This window comes from Maribacter aquimaris (assembly GCF_014596745.1).
Taxonomy (GTDB): domain Bacteria; phylum Bacteroidota; class Bacteroidia; order Flavobacteriales; family Flavobacteriaceae; genus Maribacter_A; species Maribacter_A aquimaris.
Genome location: NZ_JABTCF010000007.1, coordinates 1 through 20,813 on the forward strand (window position 1 = coordinate 1; position 20,813 = coordinate 20,813).

General features: G+C 43.6%; 12 protein-coding genes. 11 read left to right on the forward strand and 1 reads right to left on the reverse strand.

The window, feature by feature from the left end:
* The 8 genes from HPE56_RS11765 to HPE56_RS11800 all read left to right on the forward strand — a co-directional run.
* Window positions 1-701, forward strand: a 701-nt coding sequence (locus HPE56_RS11765) for a hypothetical protein (protein WP_394355050.1), incomplete at its 5' end; no start/stop codon positions are given.
* Window positions 702-704: 3 nt separating this feature from the next.
* Window positions 705-1,856, forward strand: a complete 1,152-nt coding sequence (locus tag HPE56_RS11770; protein WP_188243965.1) for a gliding motility-associated C-terminal domain-containing protein — start codon at window positions 705-707, stop codon at window positions 1,854-1,856.
* Between the two features lie 389 nt (window positions 1,857-2,245).
* Window positions 2,246-12,064 carry a beta strand repeat-containing protein gene (locus HPE56_RS11775; protein WP_188243966.1) on the forward strand — a complete coding sequence of 3,273 codons (9,819 nt, stop codon included), beginning with the start codon at window positions 2,246-2,248 and terminating at the stop codon, window positions 12,062-12,064.
* 7 nt (window positions 12,065-12,071) lie between these two features.
* Window positions 12,072-13,598 carry a hypothetical protein gene (locus HPE56_RS11780; RefSeq protein WP_188243967.1) on the forward strand — a complete coding sequence of 509 codons (1,527 nt, stop codon included), beginning with the start codon at window positions 12,072-12,074 and terminating at the stop codon, window positions 13,596-13,598.
* A 4-nt stretch (window positions 13,599-13,602) separates the two neighbouring features.
* Window positions 13,603-14,766, forward strand: coding sequence for a gliding motility-associated C-terminal domain-containing protein (locus HPE56_RS11785; protein WP_223170286.1), 1,164 nt, complete (start codon window positions 13,603-13,605; stop codon window positions 14,764-14,766).
* Window positions 14,767-14,994: 228 nt separating this feature from the next.
* On the forward strand, window positions 14,995-15,735 hold the full coding sequence (locus tag HPE56_RS11790) for a M15 family metallopeptidase (protein WP_188243968.1): 741 nt from the start codon (window positions 14,995-14,997) through the stop codon (window positions 15,733-15,735).
* Window positions 15,736-15,774: 39 nt separating this feature from the next.
* Entirely contained in the window at window positions 15,775-16,536 is a 762-nt protein-coding gene (locus tag HPE56_RS11795) for a M48 family metalloprotease (protein ID WP_188243969.1), read from the forward strand.
* Window positions 16,537-16,668: 132 nt separating this feature from the next.
* On the forward strand, window positions 16,669-16,836 hold the full coding sequence (locus tag HPE56_RS11800; protein ID WP_170117868.1) for a DUF6747 family protein: 168 nt from the start codon (window positions 16,669-16,671) through the stop codon (window positions 16,834-16,836).
* A gap of 98 nt (window positions 16,837-16,934) precedes the next feature.
* On the opposite strand, the gene HPE56_RS11805 is transcribed toward HPE56_RS11800, so the two are convergent.
* Window positions 16,935-17,330, reverse strand: a complete 396-nt coding sequence (locus HPE56_RS11805) for an ankyrin repeat domain-containing protein (RefSeq protein ID WP_188243970.1) — start codon at window positions 17,328-17,330, stop codon at window positions 16,935-16,937.
* A gap of 241 nt (window positions 17,331-17,571) precedes the next feature.
* Between HPE56_RS11805 and gpmI the strand changes: the two genes are divergently transcribed.
* From gpmI to map, 3 genes are all read left to right on the forward strand, one after another.
* Window positions 17,572-19,074: a 2,3-bisphosphoglycerate-independent phosphoglycerate mutase gene (gene gpmI / locus HPE56_RS11810; protein WP_188243971.1), complete on the forward strand. Its 1,503-nt coding sequence runs from the start codon at window positions 17,572-17,574 to the stop codon at window positions 19,072-19,074.
* A gap of 14 nt (window positions 19,075-19,088) precedes the next feature.
* Window positions 19,089-19,874, forward strand: coding sequence for an ABC transporter substrate-binding protein (locus HPE56_RS11815; RefSeq protein WP_188243972.1), 786 nt, complete (start codon window positions 19,089-19,091; stop codon window positions 19,872-19,874).
* A 74-nt stretch (window positions 19,875-19,948) separates the two neighbouring features.
* Window positions 19,949-20,767: a type I methionyl aminopeptidase gene (gene map, locus HPE56_RS11820; RefSeq protein ID WP_188243973.1), complete on the forward strand. Its 819-nt coding sequence runs from the start codon at window positions 19,949-19,951 to the stop codon at window positions 20,765-20,767.
* The last annotated feature ends 46 nt before the right edge of the window (window positions 20,768-20,813 follow it).

Consider the following 20,813-nt stretch of genomic DNA (forward strand, 5'->3'; position numbering starts at 1 on the left):
AATGGACAGCCCCAACGGCAGGCGTAGTTCTTACCACTACGGCAATTGACGGCAATGGACAGGCTGGTACACCTTTAGATATCGCCGACGATGCAATCACATCTTCCAAAATCGCGCTAAATACCATTATCGCGGACGATATCAACACAGGAGCGGTAACGACGGATGAGATATTGAACGGTACAATCCTAGCTGAGGATATTGCTGATGATGCGGTAACATCCGCCAAGATTGCACCGAACACCATTATCGCCGACGACATCAACACAGGAGCCATAACTACGGACGAGATATTGAACGGTACAATCCTATCAGAAGATATTGCGGATGCAAATGTTACAGAGGCCAAGATCAATCCATCGACTACCAATGGCGAAATCCTGACAACAGTCGCTGGGGTGGCACAATGGACCGATCCAACTACAGTAAGTCCATTTCATGCTTTAGGGAAAATAAATATTACTGCAATTGATAATTCTACGAATATTTCCGGCATAATAAATATAGGTCCAGGCAATTATCAAGTTAATTTTTCCTCTGCAGCAAGTTCTGCAAACTATGTGATTCAATTAACTGTATCAAGCCCAGGTAAATCCATATATGTTACAAATCAAAACTCAGGTAACTTCAGTGTTCAAATTGAGGATTTGGCTGGTTTACCAACTGATGCAATATGGTTCTTTACAGTGACAGACTTTTAAAATATGAAAAACCTATTCCATATATCGTTTTTCCTGTTCGGGGTGTTGGGCCATGCCCAGACCGCCCTGTACAACAGTGGTAACATCCGCATCCACGACCAAGGGCAACTCGGTTTTCATACCGACCTGATCAACGATGCCGCCTTTGACGAGAACCAAGGGCTGGCCGGGTTTTACGGCAATGACCAAATCTATGTTTCGGGGGCCTTTGCGCCTACCTTTTACGACATGGAAATCGCCAACCCTACCGGGGTATTGCTGCAAACGGGGATCAACAACCTAAACAACACCAATTTTGTCGTCGGCGACTTCCTTACGGTGCGAAACCAGTCCGACGTCTACTATAACTTTTTACAGAATGCCTTTTATGTGGGCGATAGCGATATATCGCAGGTAGATGGGTATGCCGCCGTGACCCAACAAGCGAATTTCACCTTCCCGATTGGTGACGGTGTACAATTGCGGCCGTTGATCCTGCAATCGGAAAGCGAAAACCCTTTGGCCAAATGTGCCTATTTTTTCGAGAACCCGGGGAATCCGACTTCCATTGACGACAGTTTTGACCCCAGCATAGCCTCACGGGAACTGGGCGGGGTAACCGGTGTGGAATTCTGGCGATTGGAAGGTAACATTCCCTCCATTGTCAGCATCAGCTGGAACGAACGCAGCAATATTGCCGCCCTTACCGAAGAGGTGGCCAACCTTATGGTCGTCGGTTGGAGCAAGGCGGAAAAACAATGGGTGCCCTTGGGCCCCACGGCCGGTGTGGGGGAACTGACCTCAGGTTTTGCCTCCTCCGAAAGTTTTATTCCCGATGATTATGAGGCCATTACCTTCGGGACCTTGGATGTACCCGAGGATTTTCTGGATCTGGAAAACTATATCGTTTCGGCCAATGGGGACGGTATCAACGATATACTTATGATTCCCGAACTGTTGGAGCTCTCCCCCAACAACCATCTGAAGATCTACAACCGTTTCGGTTCCCTGGTTTTTGAGCAGGAGAATTATACGGATCAGTTCAAGGGCTACTCCAACGTGAGTAATTTTGTCATTGACCGGGAACAAGGCCTTCCGGCCGATGTCTATTTCTATATCGTGACCATGGATGACCTGGGGTTGGATTTTCAGGGCTTCCTCTATTTGACCCGTTAAATCGATTTACGAATAACACTATAGTATTCAGTCACTTACAAAAAATCACACACCTTTAACGGGCCTAACCGGACATCCCAAAAACGCCACTTTCCGATCCTATTTGGACTACCACCCATGTTTTGTAAGTGATTTCCTTGTAAAAACGATGTATTTGACTTGTTTTTAGGGAATTATCCTGTGCAATCCATTACAATACAATAACACGCACATTTTCAATCATTTACGATACACTATCTTGTTTCGACGAATGGTTCCTTTTATCGATTAAAACCGAGCCTACTTGCCTTTCACAACATATTCCCCGTACCTGACAACATATATTCCATTTCGGGAGTCCTTAGGATTATTTTTGAACGATTAACAAAGTACCCCAAAACTCCATCGGAATGAATTTTAAGAAAATCACCCTCCTACTACTCCTATTCGGCGCACAGTTTGCGTTGGGCCAGGTAAAAATAGGGGAAAAACCAAGTGTTATAGATCCGTCCTCCATTATGGAACTCGAAAGCACGGACAAGGCTTTGGTATTAACACGGCTCTCTACGGTGCAGATGCAGGGCATTACCCCATTGAACGGGGCCATGGTCTACAACATCGACACCCAATGCATCCATTATTACGATGGAGCGCAGTGGAACAACCTTTGTAACTCGGGAAGCACTGCCGGTACAAGCAGTGCTACAGTGATTGATAATGGCAACGGAACCTTTACGTTCAACAATGGAAGCGGAAGTCCGATTACCTTCTACGGGGCTGAGGAAACCCCTACTACCCTAATCAACAATTTCGACGGAACCTTTACCTATACGAATGAACGCGGAGCGCACACCACGTTTAGTGCCGGTGGGGGCAATCCGGATATAACGACGGATGGTTCTTCAGGGAATATTGGAATTGTTGGGGGAAATACGATTACCTTGAATGTGGACGATGCCGATGCGGACGCAGGAAATGAAATACAGGATTTACAATATACAGGAGGTGTCATTTCCTTGAGCAATGACCCTGATGCAACGGTCGTGGACCTTTCTGGTTTCGATACGGATGCTACGGATGACTTTGATGGGGAATGGACCAGCTTAAACAACATTCCTGCCGATATCGCTGATGGTGATGACGATACCCAATTGACCAATGCCCAGGTGGCAACGGCTGTCAATACAGAGTTCCCAAATCTGGATACGGATGCTACCGATGACTTTGATGGCAGCTTCAACAATCTTACCGATGTTCCTGCAAACTTGGATACCGATAGTACCGATGATTTTAATGGGGAATGGACCAGCTTAAACAACATTCCAGCTGATATCGCTGATGGTGATGACAATACGCAATTGACCGAAGGGGAAGTGGCAACGGCGGTGAACAACCAATTCCCAAATCTGGATACGGATGCTACAGACGACTTTGACGGGGAATGGTCCAGCTTAAACAACATTCCAGCCGATATCGCCGATGGTGATGACGATACCCAACTGACCAATGCCCAAGTGGCAACGGCTGTCAATACCGAATTCCCGAACTTGGATACGGATGCTACCGATGACTTTGATGGCAGCTTCAACAATCTTACCGATGTCCCTGCTAATTTGGATACCGATTCCACCGACGACTTTGATGGGGAATGGACCAGCTTAAACAACATTCCAGCCGATATCGCCGACGGTGATGACGATACCCAATTGACCGAAGGGGAAGTGGCAACGGCGGTGAACAACCAATTCCCAAATCTGGATACGGATGCTACAGACGACTTTGACGGGGAATGGTCCAGCTTAAACAACATTCCAGCCGATATCGCCGATGGTGATGACGATACCCAACTGACCAATGCCCAAGTGGCAACGGCTGTCAATACCGAATTCCCGAACTTGGATACGGATGCTACCGATGACTTTGATGGCAGCTTCAACAATCTTACCGATGTCCCTGCTAATTTGGATACCGATTCCACCGACGACTTTGATGGGGAATGGACCAGCTTAAACAACATTCCAGCCGATATCGCCGACGGTGATGACGATACCCAATTGACCGAAGGGGAAGTGGCAACGGCGGTGAACAACCAGTTCCCGAATTTGGATACGGATGCTACCGATGATTTTGACGGGGAATGGTCCAGCTTAAACAACATTCCAGCCGATATCGCCGATGGTGATGACGATACCCAACTGACCAATGCCCAAGTGGCAACGGCTGTCAATACAGAGTTCCCGAATCTGGATACGGATGCTACGGATGATTTTGATGGCAGCTTCAACAACCTTACCGATGTTCCTGCAAACTTGGATACCGACTCCACCGATGATTTCGATGGGGAATGGACCAGCTTGAACAACATTCCAGCGGATATCGCTGATGGTGATGACGATACAACGTACACTGCCGGTACAGGTTTAGACCTTACTGGAACGGAATTTTCCGTAAACGACTCCGAAGTGAATCCGGAATGGGGCAATATTACAGGTGTCCCTGCAAACTTGGATACCGATTCCACTGATGATTTTGATGGGGAATGGACCAGCTTAAACAATATTCCAGCCGATATCGCCGATGGTGATGACGATACCCAATTGACCAATGCCCAGGTGGCAACGGCCGTCAATACAGAGTTCCCGAATCTGGATACGGATGCTACCGATGATTTTGATGGCAGCTTCAACAATCTTACCGATGTTCCTGCAAACTTGGATACCGATTCCACCGACGACTTTGATGGGGAATGGTCCAGCTTGAACAATATTCCAGCGGATATCGCTGATGGTGATGACGATACCCAATTGACCAATGCCCAAGTGGCAACGGCTGTCAATACAGAGTTCCCAAATCTGGATACGGATGCTACCGATGACTTTGATGGCAGCTTCAACAATCTTACCGATGTCCCTGCTAATTTGGATACCGATTCCACTGACGACTTTGACGGGGAATGGACCAGCTTGAACAACATTCCAGCGGATATCGCCGATGGTGATGACAACACCCAATTGACCGAAGGAGAAGTCGCAACAGCGGTGAACAACCAGTTCCCGAATTTGGATACGGATGCTACCGATGATTTTGATGGCAGCTTCAACAATCTTACCGATGTCCCTGCTAATTTGGATACCGATTCCACTGATGATTTTAGTGGTGACTTCAATGATCTGACCAACGTTCCAGCAAACTTGGATACCGATAGTACAGACGACTTTGACGGGGAATGGACCAGCTTGAACAATATTCCAGCCGATATCGCTGATGGTGATGACGATACACAATTGACCGAAGGGGAAGTGGCAACGGCGGTGAACAACCAGTTCCCGAACTTGGATACGGATGCTACGGATGATTTTGATGGCAGCTTCAACAATCTTACCGATGTCCCTGCTAATTTGGATACCGATTCCACTGATGATTTTAGTGGTGACTTCAATGATCTGACCAACGTTCCAGCAAACTTGGATACCGATTCTACTGATGACTTCGATGGGGAATGGTCCAGCTTAAACAACATTCCTGCCGATATCGCCGACGGTGATGACGATACACAATTGACCAATGCCCAAGTGGCAACGGCTGTCAATACAGAGTTCCCAAATCTGGATACGGATGCTACCGATGACTTTGATGGCAGCTTCAACAATCTTACCGATGTCCCTGCAAACTTGGATACCGATTCCACTGACGACTTTGACGGGGAATGGACCAGCTTGAACAATATTCCAGCCGATATCGCTGATGGTGATGACGATACACAATTGACCGAAGGGGAAGTCGCAACGGCGGTGAACAACCAGTTCCCGAACTTGGATACGGATGCTACGGATGATTTTGATGGCAGCTTCAACAATCTTACCGATGTCCCTGCAAACTTGGATACCGATTCTACTGATGACTTCGATGGGGAATGGTCCAACTTAAACAACATTCCAGCCGATATCGCCGATGGTGATGACGATACCCAACTGACCAATGCCCAAGTGGCAACGGCTGTCAATACCGAATTCCCAAATTTGGATAAGGATGCTACGGATGATTTTGATGGGGAATGGACCAGCTTGAACAATATTCCAGCCGATATCGCTGACGGTGATGACAATACCCAACTGACCGAGGCGGAAGTCGCAACAGCGGTGAACAACCAGTTCCCGAATTTGGATACGGATGCTACCGATGATTTTGATGGCAGTTTCAACAATCTTACCGATGTCCCTGCAAACTTGGATACCGATAGTACAGACGACTTTGACGGGGAATGGACAAGTTTAGCCAACAGACCAACAGGATTGGATGATGGTGATGACGATACCCAATTGACCGAAGGGGAAGTCGCAACAGCGGTGAACAACCAGTTCCCGAATCTGGATACGGATGCTACCGATGATTTTGATGGCAGCTTCAACAATCTTACCGATGTCCCTGCTAATTTGGACACCGACTCCACCGACGACTTTGACGGGGAATGGTCCAGCTTAAACAACATTCCAGCGGATATCGCTGACGGTGATGACGATACCCAATTGACCGAGGCGGAAGTGGCAACGGCGGTGAACAACCAGTTCCCAAATCTGGATACGGATGCTACGGATGATTTCGATGGCAGCTTTAACAATCTTACCGATGTCCCTGCAAACTTGGACACCGATAGTACAGACGACTTTAGCGGAAGTTTTAACGACTTGGCGGATGTCCCTGTGAATTTGGATACCGACTCCACTGATGATTTTAGTGGTGACTTTAATGATTTGACCAACGTTCCAGCAAACTTGGATACCGATAGTACAGACGACTTCAATGGGGAATGGTCCAGCTTAAACAACATTCCAGCGGATATCGCTGACGGTGATGACAATACACAATTGACCGAAGGAGAAGTCGCAACAGCGGTGAACAACCAGTTCCCGAATTTGGATACGGATGCTACCGATGATTTCGATGGCAGCTTCAACAATCTTACCGATGTCCCTGCTAATTTGGACACCGATTCCACCGACGACTTTGACGGGGAATGGTCCAGCTTGAACAATATTCCAGCGGATATCGCTGATGGTGATGACGATACCCAATTGACCAATGCCCAAGTGGCAACGGCTGTCAATACAGAGTTCCCAAATCTGGATACGGATGCTACCGATGACTTTGATGGCAGCTTCAACAATCTTACCGATGTCCCTGCTAATTTGGATACCGATTCCACTGACGACTTTGACGGGGAATGGACCAGCTTGAACAACATTCCAGCGGATATCGCCGATGGTGATGACAACACCCAATTGACCGAAGGAGAAGTCGCAACAGCGGTGAACAACCAGTTCCCGAATTTGGATACGGATGCTACCGATGATTTTGATGGCAGCTTCAACAATCTTACCGATGTCCCTGCAAACTTGGATACCGATAGTACCGATGACTTTAGTGGTGACTTTAATGATTTGACCAACGTTCCAGCAAATTTGGATACCGATTCCACTGATGACTTTGACGGGGAATGGACAAGTTTAGCCAACAGACCAACAGGATTGGATGATGGTGATGACGATACACAATTGACCAATGCCCAAGTGGCAACAGCTGTCAATACCGAATTCCCGAACTTGGATACGGATGCTACCGATGATTTTGATGGCAGCTTCAACAATCTTACCGATGTCCCTGCTAATTTGGACACCGATTCCACTGATGATTTTGATGGGGAATGGACCAGCATAAACAACATTCCAGCCGATATCGCCGATGGTGATGACGATACACAGTTGACCGAGGCGGAAGTGGCAACAGCGGTGAACAACCAGTTCCCGAATTTGGATACGGATGCTACCGATGATTTTGATGGCAGCTTCAACAATCTTACCGATGTTCCTGCAAACTTGGATACCGATTCCACTGATGATTTTAGTGGTGACTTTAATGATTTGACCAACGTTCCAGCAAACTTGGATACCGATAGTACAGACGACTTTGACGGGGAATGGACCAGCTTAAACAACATTCCAGCGGATATCGCTGATGGTGATGACGACACCCAATTGACCAATGCCCAGGTGGCAACGGCCGTCAATACAGAGTTCCCGAATCTGGATACGGATGCTACCGATGATTTTGATGGCAGCTTCAACAATCTTACCGATGTTCCTGCAAACTTGGATACCGATTCCACCGACGACTTTGATGGGGAATGGTCCAGCTTGAACAATATTCCAGCGGATATCGCTGATGGTGATGACGATACCCAATTGACCAATGCCCAAGTGGCAACGGCTGTCAATACAGAGTTCCCAAATCTGGATACGGATGCTACCGATGACTTTGATGGCAGCTTCAACAATCTTACCGATGTCCCTGCAAACTTGGATACCGATTCCACTGACGACTTTGACGGGGAATGGACCAGCTTGAACAATATTCCAGCCGATATCGCTGATGGTGATGACGATACACAATTGACCGAAGGGGAAGTGGCAACGGCGGTGAACAACCAGTTCCCGAACTTGGATACGGATGCTACGGATGATTTTGATGGCAGCTTCAACAATCTTACCGATGTCCCTGCTAATTTGGATACCGACTCCACTGATGATTTTAGTGGTGACTTTAATGATTTGACCAACGTTCCAGCAAACTTGGATACCGATAGTACAGACGACTTCGATGGGGAATGGTCCAGCTTAAACAACATTCCAGCGGATATCGCTGACGGTGATGACAATACACAATTGACCGAAGGAGAAGTCGCAACAGCGGTGAACAACCAGTTCCCGAATTTGGATACGGATGCTACCGATGATTTTGATGGCAGCTTCAACAATCTTACCGATGTCCCTACAAACTTGGATACCGATTCCACCGACGACTTTGATGGGGAATGGACCAGCCTGAACAATATTCCAGCGGATATCGCTGATGGTGATGACGATACAACGTACACTGCCGGTACAGGTGTAGACCTTACTGGAACGGAATTTTCCGTAAACGACTCCGAAGTGAATCCGGAATGGGGCAATATTACAGGTGTCCCTGCAAACTTGGATACCGATTCCACCGACGACTTTGATGGGGAGTGGACCAGCTTGAACAATATTCCAGCGGATATCGCTGACGGTGATGACGATACCCAATTGACCGAGGCGGAAGTCGCAACAGCCGTGAACAACCAGTTCCCGAATCTGGATACGGATGCTACCGATGATTTTGATGGCAGCTTCAACAATCTTACCGATGTCCCTACAAACTTGGATACCGATTCCACCGACGACTTTGATGGGGAATGGACCAGCTTAAACAACATTCCAGCGGATATCGCTGATGGTGATGACGACACCCAATTGACCGAGGCGGAAGTGGCAACGGCGGTAAACAACCAGTTCCCAAATTTGGATACGGATGCTACGGATGATTTTGATGGCAGCTTCAACAATCTTACCGATGTCCCTGCAAACTTGGACACCGATTCCACTGATGATTTTGATGGGGAGTGGACCAGCTTGAACAACATTCCTGCCGATATCGCCGATGGTGATGACGATACCCAATTGACCAATGCCCAAGTGGCAACGGCTGTCAATACCGAATTCCCGAATCTGGATACGGATGCTACGGATGACTTTGATGGCAGCTTCAACAATCTTACCGATGTCCCTGCAAACTTGGATACCGATAGTACCGATGACTTTAGTGGTGACTTTAATGATTTGACCAACGTTCCAACAAACTTGGATACCGATAGTACAGACGACTTCGATGGGGAGTGGACCAGCTTAAACAATATTCCGGCCGATATCGCCGATGGTGATGACGATACCCAACTGACCGAGGCGGAAGTCGCAACGGCTGTCAATACAGAGTTCCCGAATCTGGATACGGATGCTACGGATGACTTCAGTGGTGACTATAATGATTTGATCAATGCACCTGCGAATTTAGATAATGATGCCACAAACGAATTCAATACCGGGGTTTCCTTTGACGGGACCAACCTGACCGTGACCGACCTTGGTGGTGACAAGTCCGTCAACATCGGTGGACTTGCCTATGACGATACTGCCCTTCAAGCTGAAGTGGACCAGAACACTACCAATATCAGTTCCAATGATACGGACATCGCAAACAATACTTCTAAAATAACGACCAACACAAGTGAGATTGGCGTAAACGAAACAAACATCGCTACCAATAAAGCGGCAATAACCTCCAACGATTCCGACATCGCAAACAATACTTCTAAAATAACTACCAACACAAGTGAGATTGGCGTAAACAAAACAGACATCGCTACCAATAAAGCGGCAATAACCTCCAACGATTCCGACATCGCAAACAACACTGCTGCGATAACCACGAACACAAGTGAGATTGGTGTAAACGAAACAGACATCGCTGCCAATAAAGCGGCGATAACCTCCAACGATTCCGACATTGCAAACAATGCCGCAGCCATCACCGCACACAACACGGCCGATGGGGATTTGAGTGCTACGAACGAACTATCAGATTTAAAATTGGATGCTTCGAATATACTTACACTTACGAATCCTGCCACTGGCTCGAATCAAGTGGATTTATCCGGTTTTGTTTCTTCGGATAATCAATATCCAGATAAATTTGCATTGAATGGAACTTTTCTGGAATTATCCTTAATTCGGGATGGACTTTCGGATCGAACCGTTAACTTGGATGGTACTTTTGCTACCGATGCACAAGTAAGTACACAGATCAGCACAGCGATTACAGCTTCAGAAACTTTGGATAAAGATCAAGTAATAGGTAATGAATCGGTTACCGCCTTATCCTTTGACGGAACTACCTTAACGCTAGAACAAGATGGAGCATCAAATAAATCCGTAAATTTAAGTTCCGTAAGTTCTGACAATCAATATCCCGATAAATTTGCCTTGAACGGAACCTTTCTAGAATTGTCTCTAATTCGGGATGGCCTTTCTGACCGAACAGTTAACTTGGATGGTACATTTGCTACCGATGCACAAGTCAGCACAGCGATTGCGGCTTCTGAAGCATTGGATAATGATAAAAGTGCAACGAACGAACTATCAGATTTAAAATTGGATGCTTCAAATATACTTACACTTACCAATCCCGCTACTGGCACGAATCAAGTGGATTTATCTGGTTTAGTTTCTTCGGATGACCAACAAGTTGAATTATTCGCTTTTAATGGCTCAACTTTTGAATTATTATTGGGAATTGAAAATGATGCAACGACCAGGGTAGCAAATTTATCATCCTTACATGCGGATGGTACTGAAACCAAAATTGTTGCAGGGGATTCCAATATACTTGTTACAGGTGATGGATCTTCAACCTCCCCTTATGGTATTTTTAATAATTTCACCGAAGTTGATGGAAGTATCACAAATGAAACAAATACCAGTTTTTCTACCGTAACTGTTTCCGGTACCGATTATTTAAGAATATCGGATTCCAATAGCGATTTAGATGTTCCTCTATCGGATTTAGCGCATAGCGGCACAACAGGTTCTATATTTTTCGCAGGATCGGACGGAAAACCAACAGAAAACAACTCACAACTATTTTGGGATGCCTCCGATAATAGATTAAGTATAGGTAATCCTTTATCAGGAACAAATAAACTAACGGTAAACGGAGCAACGCGAACCAGTGGCTTAAACAACTCCGATGGAACTGTTGGGCTACCATCATACAGGTTCTCGGATGATTCCGATACAGGAGTTTACAGTCCTGGAGCAGATAGAATTGGCTTCACTGTTGGTGGAACCGAGGCTTTGGAAATCAATGAAGCATCGGGTGAAACCAAAGTTACAGTGAACGAAACCTTGGAATTGGAAGGGGCCGTATTGGATAGTAACGATTCTGCAGGCACAACGGGTCAAGTCCTCAGCTCCACGGCAACGGGCACAGAATGGGTAGACAGTTATAATCCCATTAAGGCAATTGGCAAAATCAGCTCTACCGGTACGGTTACCAAAGCAACTCCAGGTGTTTCCGTTACAAGAATAAGTAAGGGTTATTACCGGGTAACATTGCCAACGGGCTCAGTATCCGATGCAGACTATATCATTCAATTGACCCAACCCGGTAGAGGCGGGGTCGGAAATGACGATCCAGGTATCTCCTACTCCAACCAAACCGCAACAAGTTTTGAGGTTATCATTGGGGACAATGACAATGGGGGTACGGACAGAAGTCGATTTGATTCAGAATTTATGTTTACCATTTTAGATTTATAATAAGAATATGAAAAAACAATTTCTACTTTTTACCTTACTTCTCATAACCGGTTTTTCCTATGGGCAGATTGAAAGCGGTCTTTTATTCGGTCTTACCAAAGGGACAACTGCCGAGATCAATGCCATTTCCGGAATGGAAGAAGGGCAAATGCTTTATAATACGGATACCCATGAAATATACGTTTATACTGGTTCCTCATGGGTAAAAACAGCAAACTCCAATTGGCTTCAAAATGGAAACACCTCATCCTCAGGTTCTTTTCTCGGTACAACGAATGATGTGGGGATGGATATAAAATCCAACAATATTAGCCTACTGCAATTCGGCAGAAGACAAACCTTGGGCCTTACCCAATCGTATCCGGATTACAATGACAATGACCAATACCTGACCTACGTTAAAGGGAACAACGGAACCTCAGCCTTACAATTTCAGGCAGATGCCGCCGATTTTTACAAACCCATGTTCTTTACCGACTCTAATGGTAACTTCAGGTTAAAAGGAAGTGCGGCAAGTACTGATTTTTTCGAACTTGGTTCCGCTGGTGTTTCCAATGCAGGGATCATGGAATTTATAATTGGGGATGATGGAGCAGAGCCCTTTATCTTCAAACGTTATGATTATAGGGACCAACTGACCAAGGAACTATTTAGGATCCAAGGAAGTGCGGACAGTCAGAATGCCTTACCCAGGGTAGGCATCAATACGGGGCAATTGGCCAATTCAACCTTGGAAGTCAATGGATCGGTCGCAACGGCCATTACCTCCCCGAGCTCAAGTTTAACCTTGGATGAAACACACCATACGCTTATCATTACTTCAAACAGCAGTGTTACGCTCCCCGCAGCCAATTCCTGCGAGGGTAGAACCTATATTATCAAAAACACCTATGGTAGTGCTGTTAGCATCTCGAATTACCTGGACAATACCGGAACCAACGCGAACAAGATCCCATCAAATTCCGCCATACAAATACAAAGTGATGGTAGTTCATGGCATTCGATTTCAGGTTCTGACACAAGCGCATCAGCTTCAACAATGGTCTCTACCGATGCCGACAATATTATTACGGTCGGAACCGATGGAGGGGCTTATTTGAAAATAAATCAAGGAGCAAGATGGACAAACACCGATACTTCAACTAATTTAAATAACGATAATACTTTAGTGCCTATTTTTGGCAATGAAGATTATAATGATGACAACAATTTATATCAAGTAACTGGCAATGAATTAATGGTGAAGGAGGCCGGTAGGTATGATATTAGATCCAATCTTGCCCTTTACGCGGTTAAAGATAAAACAAGCGTAACTTTTAGAATAGAAATTAATGGATCGCCGGTAGGTGCCGTCGGGGCAACAGGTTTTCTAAAAGAAAGTAATAAGTTATTACCATCTATTGCTATTAATGAAATATTACAATTAAATACCAATGATGTTATCACCATCAATGCAGATAGAGTAGGAAAAAGTGGGAATGTTTATTTATCCGGAACTGGTACTTCCAACTTCATAATCAACAAAATAAAGTAAGTACATGAGAATTTCGGTATTTATAGTATTATTTTTTTCTTTACATGCTATTATTGGCCAAGATGCCGTGCATAACTATGGTTCCATGCAAATACATGGTTCAACCATGGTCGGTTTTCATATGGATCTGATCAATGACGGCGACTTTGACCAAAATTCAGGGTTGGTAGGTTTTTATGGTTTTGACAAATCGATTATCGTTTCCGGTAGTCGTATTCCGGTATTCTACGATGCCGAAATCGCCGTGGACAACGGTTTGTATTTAAACACCCAAATAGATGTGACCAACAATGTAAACTTGGTCGTTGGTGACGTTATCACCCCAAGGATCAACGCCGATGTATTTACCAATTTCATGGAAAATGCCTTCTATGTGGGTGAGAATGACGTATCCCTAATCGATGGATATGCCGCCTTTACCAATAAAGACAGCTTTACCTTTCCCGTGGGAGATGCTGAAAGACTCAGGCCTTTAAGCATCACTTCCGATGAAGTCGATCCACTCGTTAAATGTGCCTATTTTTTTGAAGATCCCAATTCCCCTTCCGTTTTTGCAAAGAGTTTTGAAACCGAGAAAATTGCCTCCGAGTATATGTCGGTAAGCGATAAGGAATATTGGCATTTGGAAGGCGAGGTATTGACCACCGTAACCCTAACCTGGGATGAATATAGCAATATTGGTTCCTTGGCAGAATTTCTTGGTGACCTTAAGGTTGTGGGCTGGAGCAAAGAACAGGACGAATGGGTAAACCTGGGAAACACCAATGTTGAAGGAGGCCTTGTACGGGGATCGGTCACCTCCGAACCTTTCCTACCCAATGACTATGAAATATTGACCTTGGGCGGTAATGCGGACATCGTGGAAAAATTTGACACCGTTGAACTTGATAATTATTATATGACCCCGAACGGGGATGGTAAAAACGATTATTTGGTCCTTGATGGGCTTGAGGTTTCACCCAACAATTCCTTACAGATATTCAATAGATACGGAGTACTGGTCTATTCCAAGGAAGACTACAACAATGAGTTCAATGGTACTTCGAATAGAGCATCGGTAATTTCCCGTGATAAAGGATTGGCCACGGGTATTTATTTCTATATCATTACCATGCATGATCTAAAACAGCGCCACCAAGGATATCTATATCTTTCCCTGAAACAATAATCATACATTGACAAAGATCGAATAAATGCCTACATCAAGGTGGGGTTTTGGAAGAACACCTACGATTTGTTTAATTTTAGGGCATTGAAAATCACCGGTATACTTAAAAAATAAAAAAGGTCTAGCCTTTTAAAACATCAAATCGTGATAAATTACGTTATAGGTATAGAATGGCAACATATTTGCAAATAGCCTTTCAAAAAACACCTTGGATTAAATCAAAAAAGCATGAAAAGAAGATCATTCATAAAAAAAAGTAGCGTTTCTGGATTGGCCTTGGCCTTGGCACCATCACTAATGGTTGCCAAAGACCGTGAATTCGAATTTTCAGTATTGGAATTAATGGGAAAAGCGGATATAGAACTCTTTGGTAAAGGAATAAACCTTAGAAAGGAAGCCCATGACTCCTTTTTGGCCATGAAAAAAGCTGCTTACAGTGATGGAATAGATTTGAAAATAGTTTCCAGCTATCGCAGTTTCGATCGTCAGGAATTGATATGGGAGCGAAAATATATCAAGTACACTGAAGATCAAGGTATGAATCCGCTCGATGCCATTGAAAAGATCATAACGTATTCGACCATTCCCGGTACCAGTAGGCATCATTGGGGGACAGACATCGATGTTATTGATGGATACCGAAAGACCAATGGTGATGTCTTGGTTCCCGAAAAATTTGAAGCCGGTGGGCCTTTTGAGGATTTTAAAAAGTGGATGGATGGGAACTCCGAAAAATTTGATTTCCATTTGGTATATACCAAGGACCCCAAACGCAGAGGGTTTAAATACGAACCATGGCATTACAGTTACGCGCCCATTTCCATACCCATGCTAACGGCTTACCGTAGGTTGAATTTAGTTCAATTAATGCGTGATGAGACGTACTATGGCAGTGAGCATTTCACCTCCCGTTTCATCAAAAATTACTTCCAAAATAATATTTTGGACATAAATACCGCACTTCTTTAGGTTTTTTATATATTGGGCCAACACTGAACACTACTAACCATGAGAAGAGGCAGTTGGAAAATCAGGATATTCATCGGCTTGGCCATTGTGGCTTTTGCCTTTATCCAGAGATGCAGCAATAAGGAAGAAAACCCATATACCGGCAGGGAACAGACCATCAACATGACCTCTGAGCAGGAAATCGCCATTGGCGTGCAAAGTGCTCCTGAAATAGCCCAACAACACGGTGGACTATATCCTGATGAGCGCCTACAGTCCTTTGTGGATTTTGTAGGTGAAAAATTAGTCGATAACAGCATCGCCCGGGAAACCCCTTATGAATATGATTTCCACTTATTGGCAGATGATCAAACCATAAATGCCTTCGCCCTACCCGGTGGTCAGGTCTTTATTACCTATGCCCTATTTTCACAACTGAACGAAGCTCAATTGGCGGGTGTCCTTGGTCATGAAATAGGACATGTCATCGGCAGGCATTCCGCAGAGCGCATTGCGGAGAGCAGTTTTTGGCAAACCATTACCATGGGAGCCTCGGTGGGTGCGGATGCAGGTAATATCGTTGGCAGTATAGGACAGAATACCCTATTGAAAAATGGCCGTGGCGATGAGCTTGAAAGTGATGAACTTGGCGTTCTTTTCATGATAAATGCCGGCTATGACCCGATGGAAATGATCGAGGTCATGAAAATTTTAAAAGCAGCTGCAGGCCCCAATCGTGTGCCTGAATTCCAAAGCTCCCACCCTGACCCTGAAAACCGTATAGAAAAAATACGGGAGGCCATAACCAAATATGGCGGATAGTCTTTTCCAAAATTAACATTATCCTGTTTGATTTACGCTTTATTTTAGTATCTTTGGTTTTCCCATAAATCTTTATATCGCCTCAGATTTAACCCTTATAGCTTTGATTTATTATCACTTAAGCAAAACTATATGGGAACACTATTACATTTTAAGAACATTTACACCGAAGCTTTTGAGAATTGCAAACCTGATTTTGTAGTATTACTCCTAAAAGCGTATTTCATTTTCTGCGTTTTAATGTTGACTATGGCTTTCTATGCTTTTATCTATAGGGTAGCTACAGGTTTCGATTTTTAAACTTCGAAGATTCACTCTTTTACTTGAACACTATTTGAAGTGAATAAAAAAACCATCCCGCCTGGCGGGATGGTTTTTTTTATAGGATAAACGATTCCTCAACTTTGCATTTCGGCATTGAGCACCTCCAAGGCCTCCTTGGCATTGGAAAATTGTGCTATTTGGGTAATGGTATGCCCTTTATTGCTTTTGATGCTCAAATCCGCCTTATTGGCAATCAAAAGTCTCAATATCCCAACCTTGTTATAGCGGGCAGCGAACATAGCCGGGGTCATACCCAATGATTTTTGGTTAACATCCTCCCCCATTGCAATTAACTTTTTCACTAGGTCCAGATCCCCTTTCATAATAGCCTTACAAAAAGAATTGATTTCGGAATTTTTAACCGAAATAAGGTGCACATTCGAATTCCGATTTGTGTTATGATGGTTTGCCATCATAGCAGGAGCCGCGAGCATAAAAGCAGCGGCAGCAATTAAAATTGTTTTTCTCATGATGATTGTTTTTTTTACCGGGTAGTCCCCAGTAACGATTGATGATTAATTTATATTACTATTAAAGAGACCCACAATGATGAAAATTGTTTCAGCTTCAACTGTTAAATAACGAAATTTTAACATTTTGATTATTGATGACCACACGAACATCATCGGTGTACAATGTTAAAAAAAGCCCCTGAAATAACTAGTTAAACTTATTGGAACGCCGTATTTTTGCAGAACGAAATCATACATCATGAACAAAAAAGTAATCTTAATGATTTTGGATGGTTGGGGAACATCCCCAGATCCAAAAGTTTCAGCAATTGACAACGCAAACACTCCTTTTATAGACAGTTTATATACTAAATACCCTAATGCAGCATTACGTACAGATGGGTTGAATGTGGGGCTGCCAGAAGGCCAAATGGGAAACAGTGAAGTTGGTCATATGAATTTAGGTGCCGGAAGAATTGTTTATCAAGAACTAACCCGGATTAATCTTGCGATTGAAAACGACACTTTAAAGGACGAAAAAGTCTTGGTTGATGCATTCAACTATGCGAAAACAAACCATAAAAAAGTACATTTCCTAGGATTATTGAGCAATGGCGGTGTTCATTCGCACATTAGCCATTTAAAAGGCTTATTAAGTGCCGCAAAGGACAACAACCTCGACAATGTATTCGTACATGCCTTTACGGATGGTAGGGATGTAGACCCAAAATCAGGAGCTTCATTTGTTGCCGATTTAGAAGACCATATGGCAAAAACAACAGGTAAAATTGCCACAGTGACAGGTCGCTATTATGCTATGGATCGTGATAATCGATGGGAAAGGGTAAAACTGGCTTATGATGTAATTGCCAATGGAATTGGTGACACCACCGATAATGTGGTTGCAAGTATAGAAGCCAACTATGCCAATGGAGTTACCGATGAGTTCATTAAACCATTGGTTGCCGATAAAAATGGTATCGTAGAAGAAGACGATGTTATCATCTTTTTCAATTTTAGGACAGATCGTGGAAGGGAATTGACCAATATGTTGTCCCAAAACGATTTTCCTGAGTACAATACAACAAAACGAAAATTATACTATGTTACCATGACAAACTATGATGATAGTTTTAAAGGTATCCGTGTTATTTTCAATAAGGATAATATCACTGAAACGATTGGTGAAGTATTATCCAAAGCTGGTAAAAAACAAATTAGAATAGCAGAGACAGAAAAATATCCCCATGTAACTTTCTTTTTCTCAGGAGGAAGGGAAGAGCCTTTTGAAGGTGAAAGTAGAATTCTAAGAAACTCACCTAAAGTAGCCACCTACGACTTAAAGCCCGAGATGAGCGCTTTTGAATTAAAAGATGCTTTGGTGGAAGAATTAAAGAAGCAAGAAGCTGATTTTGTATGTCTCAATTTTGCTAATGGTGATATGGTAGGTCACACCGGTATTATGGAGGCTGCCATTAAAGCTTGTGAAGCTGTGGATATCTGCGCTAAGGAGGTCATTGAAACAGGCCTGGAAAATGGGTACTCGACCATATTGATTGCTGACCATGGCAATTGTGAAACGATGATCAACCCTGATGGTTCCCCGAATACGGCACATACCACAAATCCTGTTCCTGTAATTTTAATTGATAAGGATATAAAAGAAATAAAAGATGGTGTTTTAGGTGATGTTGCACCAACCATTTTAAAAATGATAGGTGTTGCACAGCCAGAAGCCATGACAAGAGCGTCATTGGTTTAAAATACTACGTATAAATGCACAATAGAATAAAAGACCAACTTGGAAGAACTACGGTTTTACCTAGTTGGCCTTTTCGTATTATATCCCTAGTTCCCTCAGAAACTGAATTACTTGTAGATTTAGGTCTTGAAGAATATATAGTGGGAATCACTAAATTCTGTGTTCATCCAGCTTACTTAAAAAAAACGAAAACCATTGTTGGGGGAACCAAAAAAGTTTCCTTTGATAAGATTGCTGAATTAAACCCCAATATTATCCTTTGTAACAAAGAAGAAAACACAAAGGAAATTGTGGAGACCCTCGAAAAAAAATACGCAGTCCACGTCTCTGAAGTAAACAATATCAAAAACGCCCTACACTTAATAAAACAATACGGAACCTTGTTCAATTGTGCCGAAAAATCAGAAATTTTAGTTTCTGGGATTGAACGAAAACAAAAAAGTTTTAAAACCTTCATTGAACATAAACCCCAAAAAAAAGTACTCTATTTTATTTGGAAAAAACCATGGATGCTTGCGGGAAAAGGGACTTTCATAGATGCTTTACTCCAATTGAATGGCTTTATCAATATGAGCCCCGAAAACCCTCGATACCCGACAATTGACGACAATCTATTAAATAACACCGAAGTAGACATGGCCCTACTTTCTTCAGAACCTTTTCCTTTTAAAGAGCAACATATCAATGATTTGGAAAATACCGGTATTAAAGGAAAGGGCCTTCTTGTGGATGGTGAATATTTCTCCTGGTATGGTTCCCGTCTATTATTGGCTTTTGAGTACTTTAAAAGCCTGCATTAAAACATTTCAAAAACCTTATAGATTGACCTCTTTAAGCTTCCTAGCCTCAAAGTAAATATTTACCTTTGCATCTTATGATTATAGTTAAAACACCCGAAGAAATAGAGTTAATGCGGGAAAGTGCATTAATCGTTTCCAAAACTCTTGGGATGCTCGCATCAGAGGTAAAGCCCGGAGTAACAACATTGTATTTAGATAAATTAGCAGAGGATTTTATTAGAGACCATGGAGCCGTCCCCGGTTTTTTAGGACTATATGATTTTCCGAATTCACTATGCATGAGTCCGAATGCCCAAGTGGTACATGGCATTCCGAATGCTACACCACTAGTCGAAGGCGATATAATTTCAATTGATTGCGGCGCCTTTAAAAATAACTATCATGGTGATCACGCCTATACTTTTGAGGTAGGGGAAGTTACTCCTGAAGTTAAAAAGTTACTCGAAGTCACAAAGCAGTCCTTGTACATAGGAATCAAAGAATTTAAAGTTGGCAACCGCGTTGGGGATGTAGGTTACGCTATTCAAAAATTCACCGAAGCGCATGGGTATGGCGTGGTACGTGAGCTTGTAGGCCACGGTCTTGGACAAAAAATGCATGAAGACCCTGAAATGCCGAATTACGGTAGAAGGGGCCGTGGCAAAAAATTTGTTGAAGGTATGGTTGTTGCGATCGAACCTATGACCAATATGGGCACAAAAAGAATAAATCAACTGAAAGACGGATGGACCATTCTCACCGCAGATGGCAAACCCAGTGCGCATTTTGAGCATGATGTTGCCATTGTTAACGGAAAACCGGAATTACTTTCCACTTTCAAATATATTTATGATGCCTTGGGTATTGAAAGTGACGAAGAAGATGAATTCCATCAAAAGGAAATTCAATTATAGCCGGCTATAACCGATTCGCTTTTTAAAGAAAGGCAGGATAAATGGA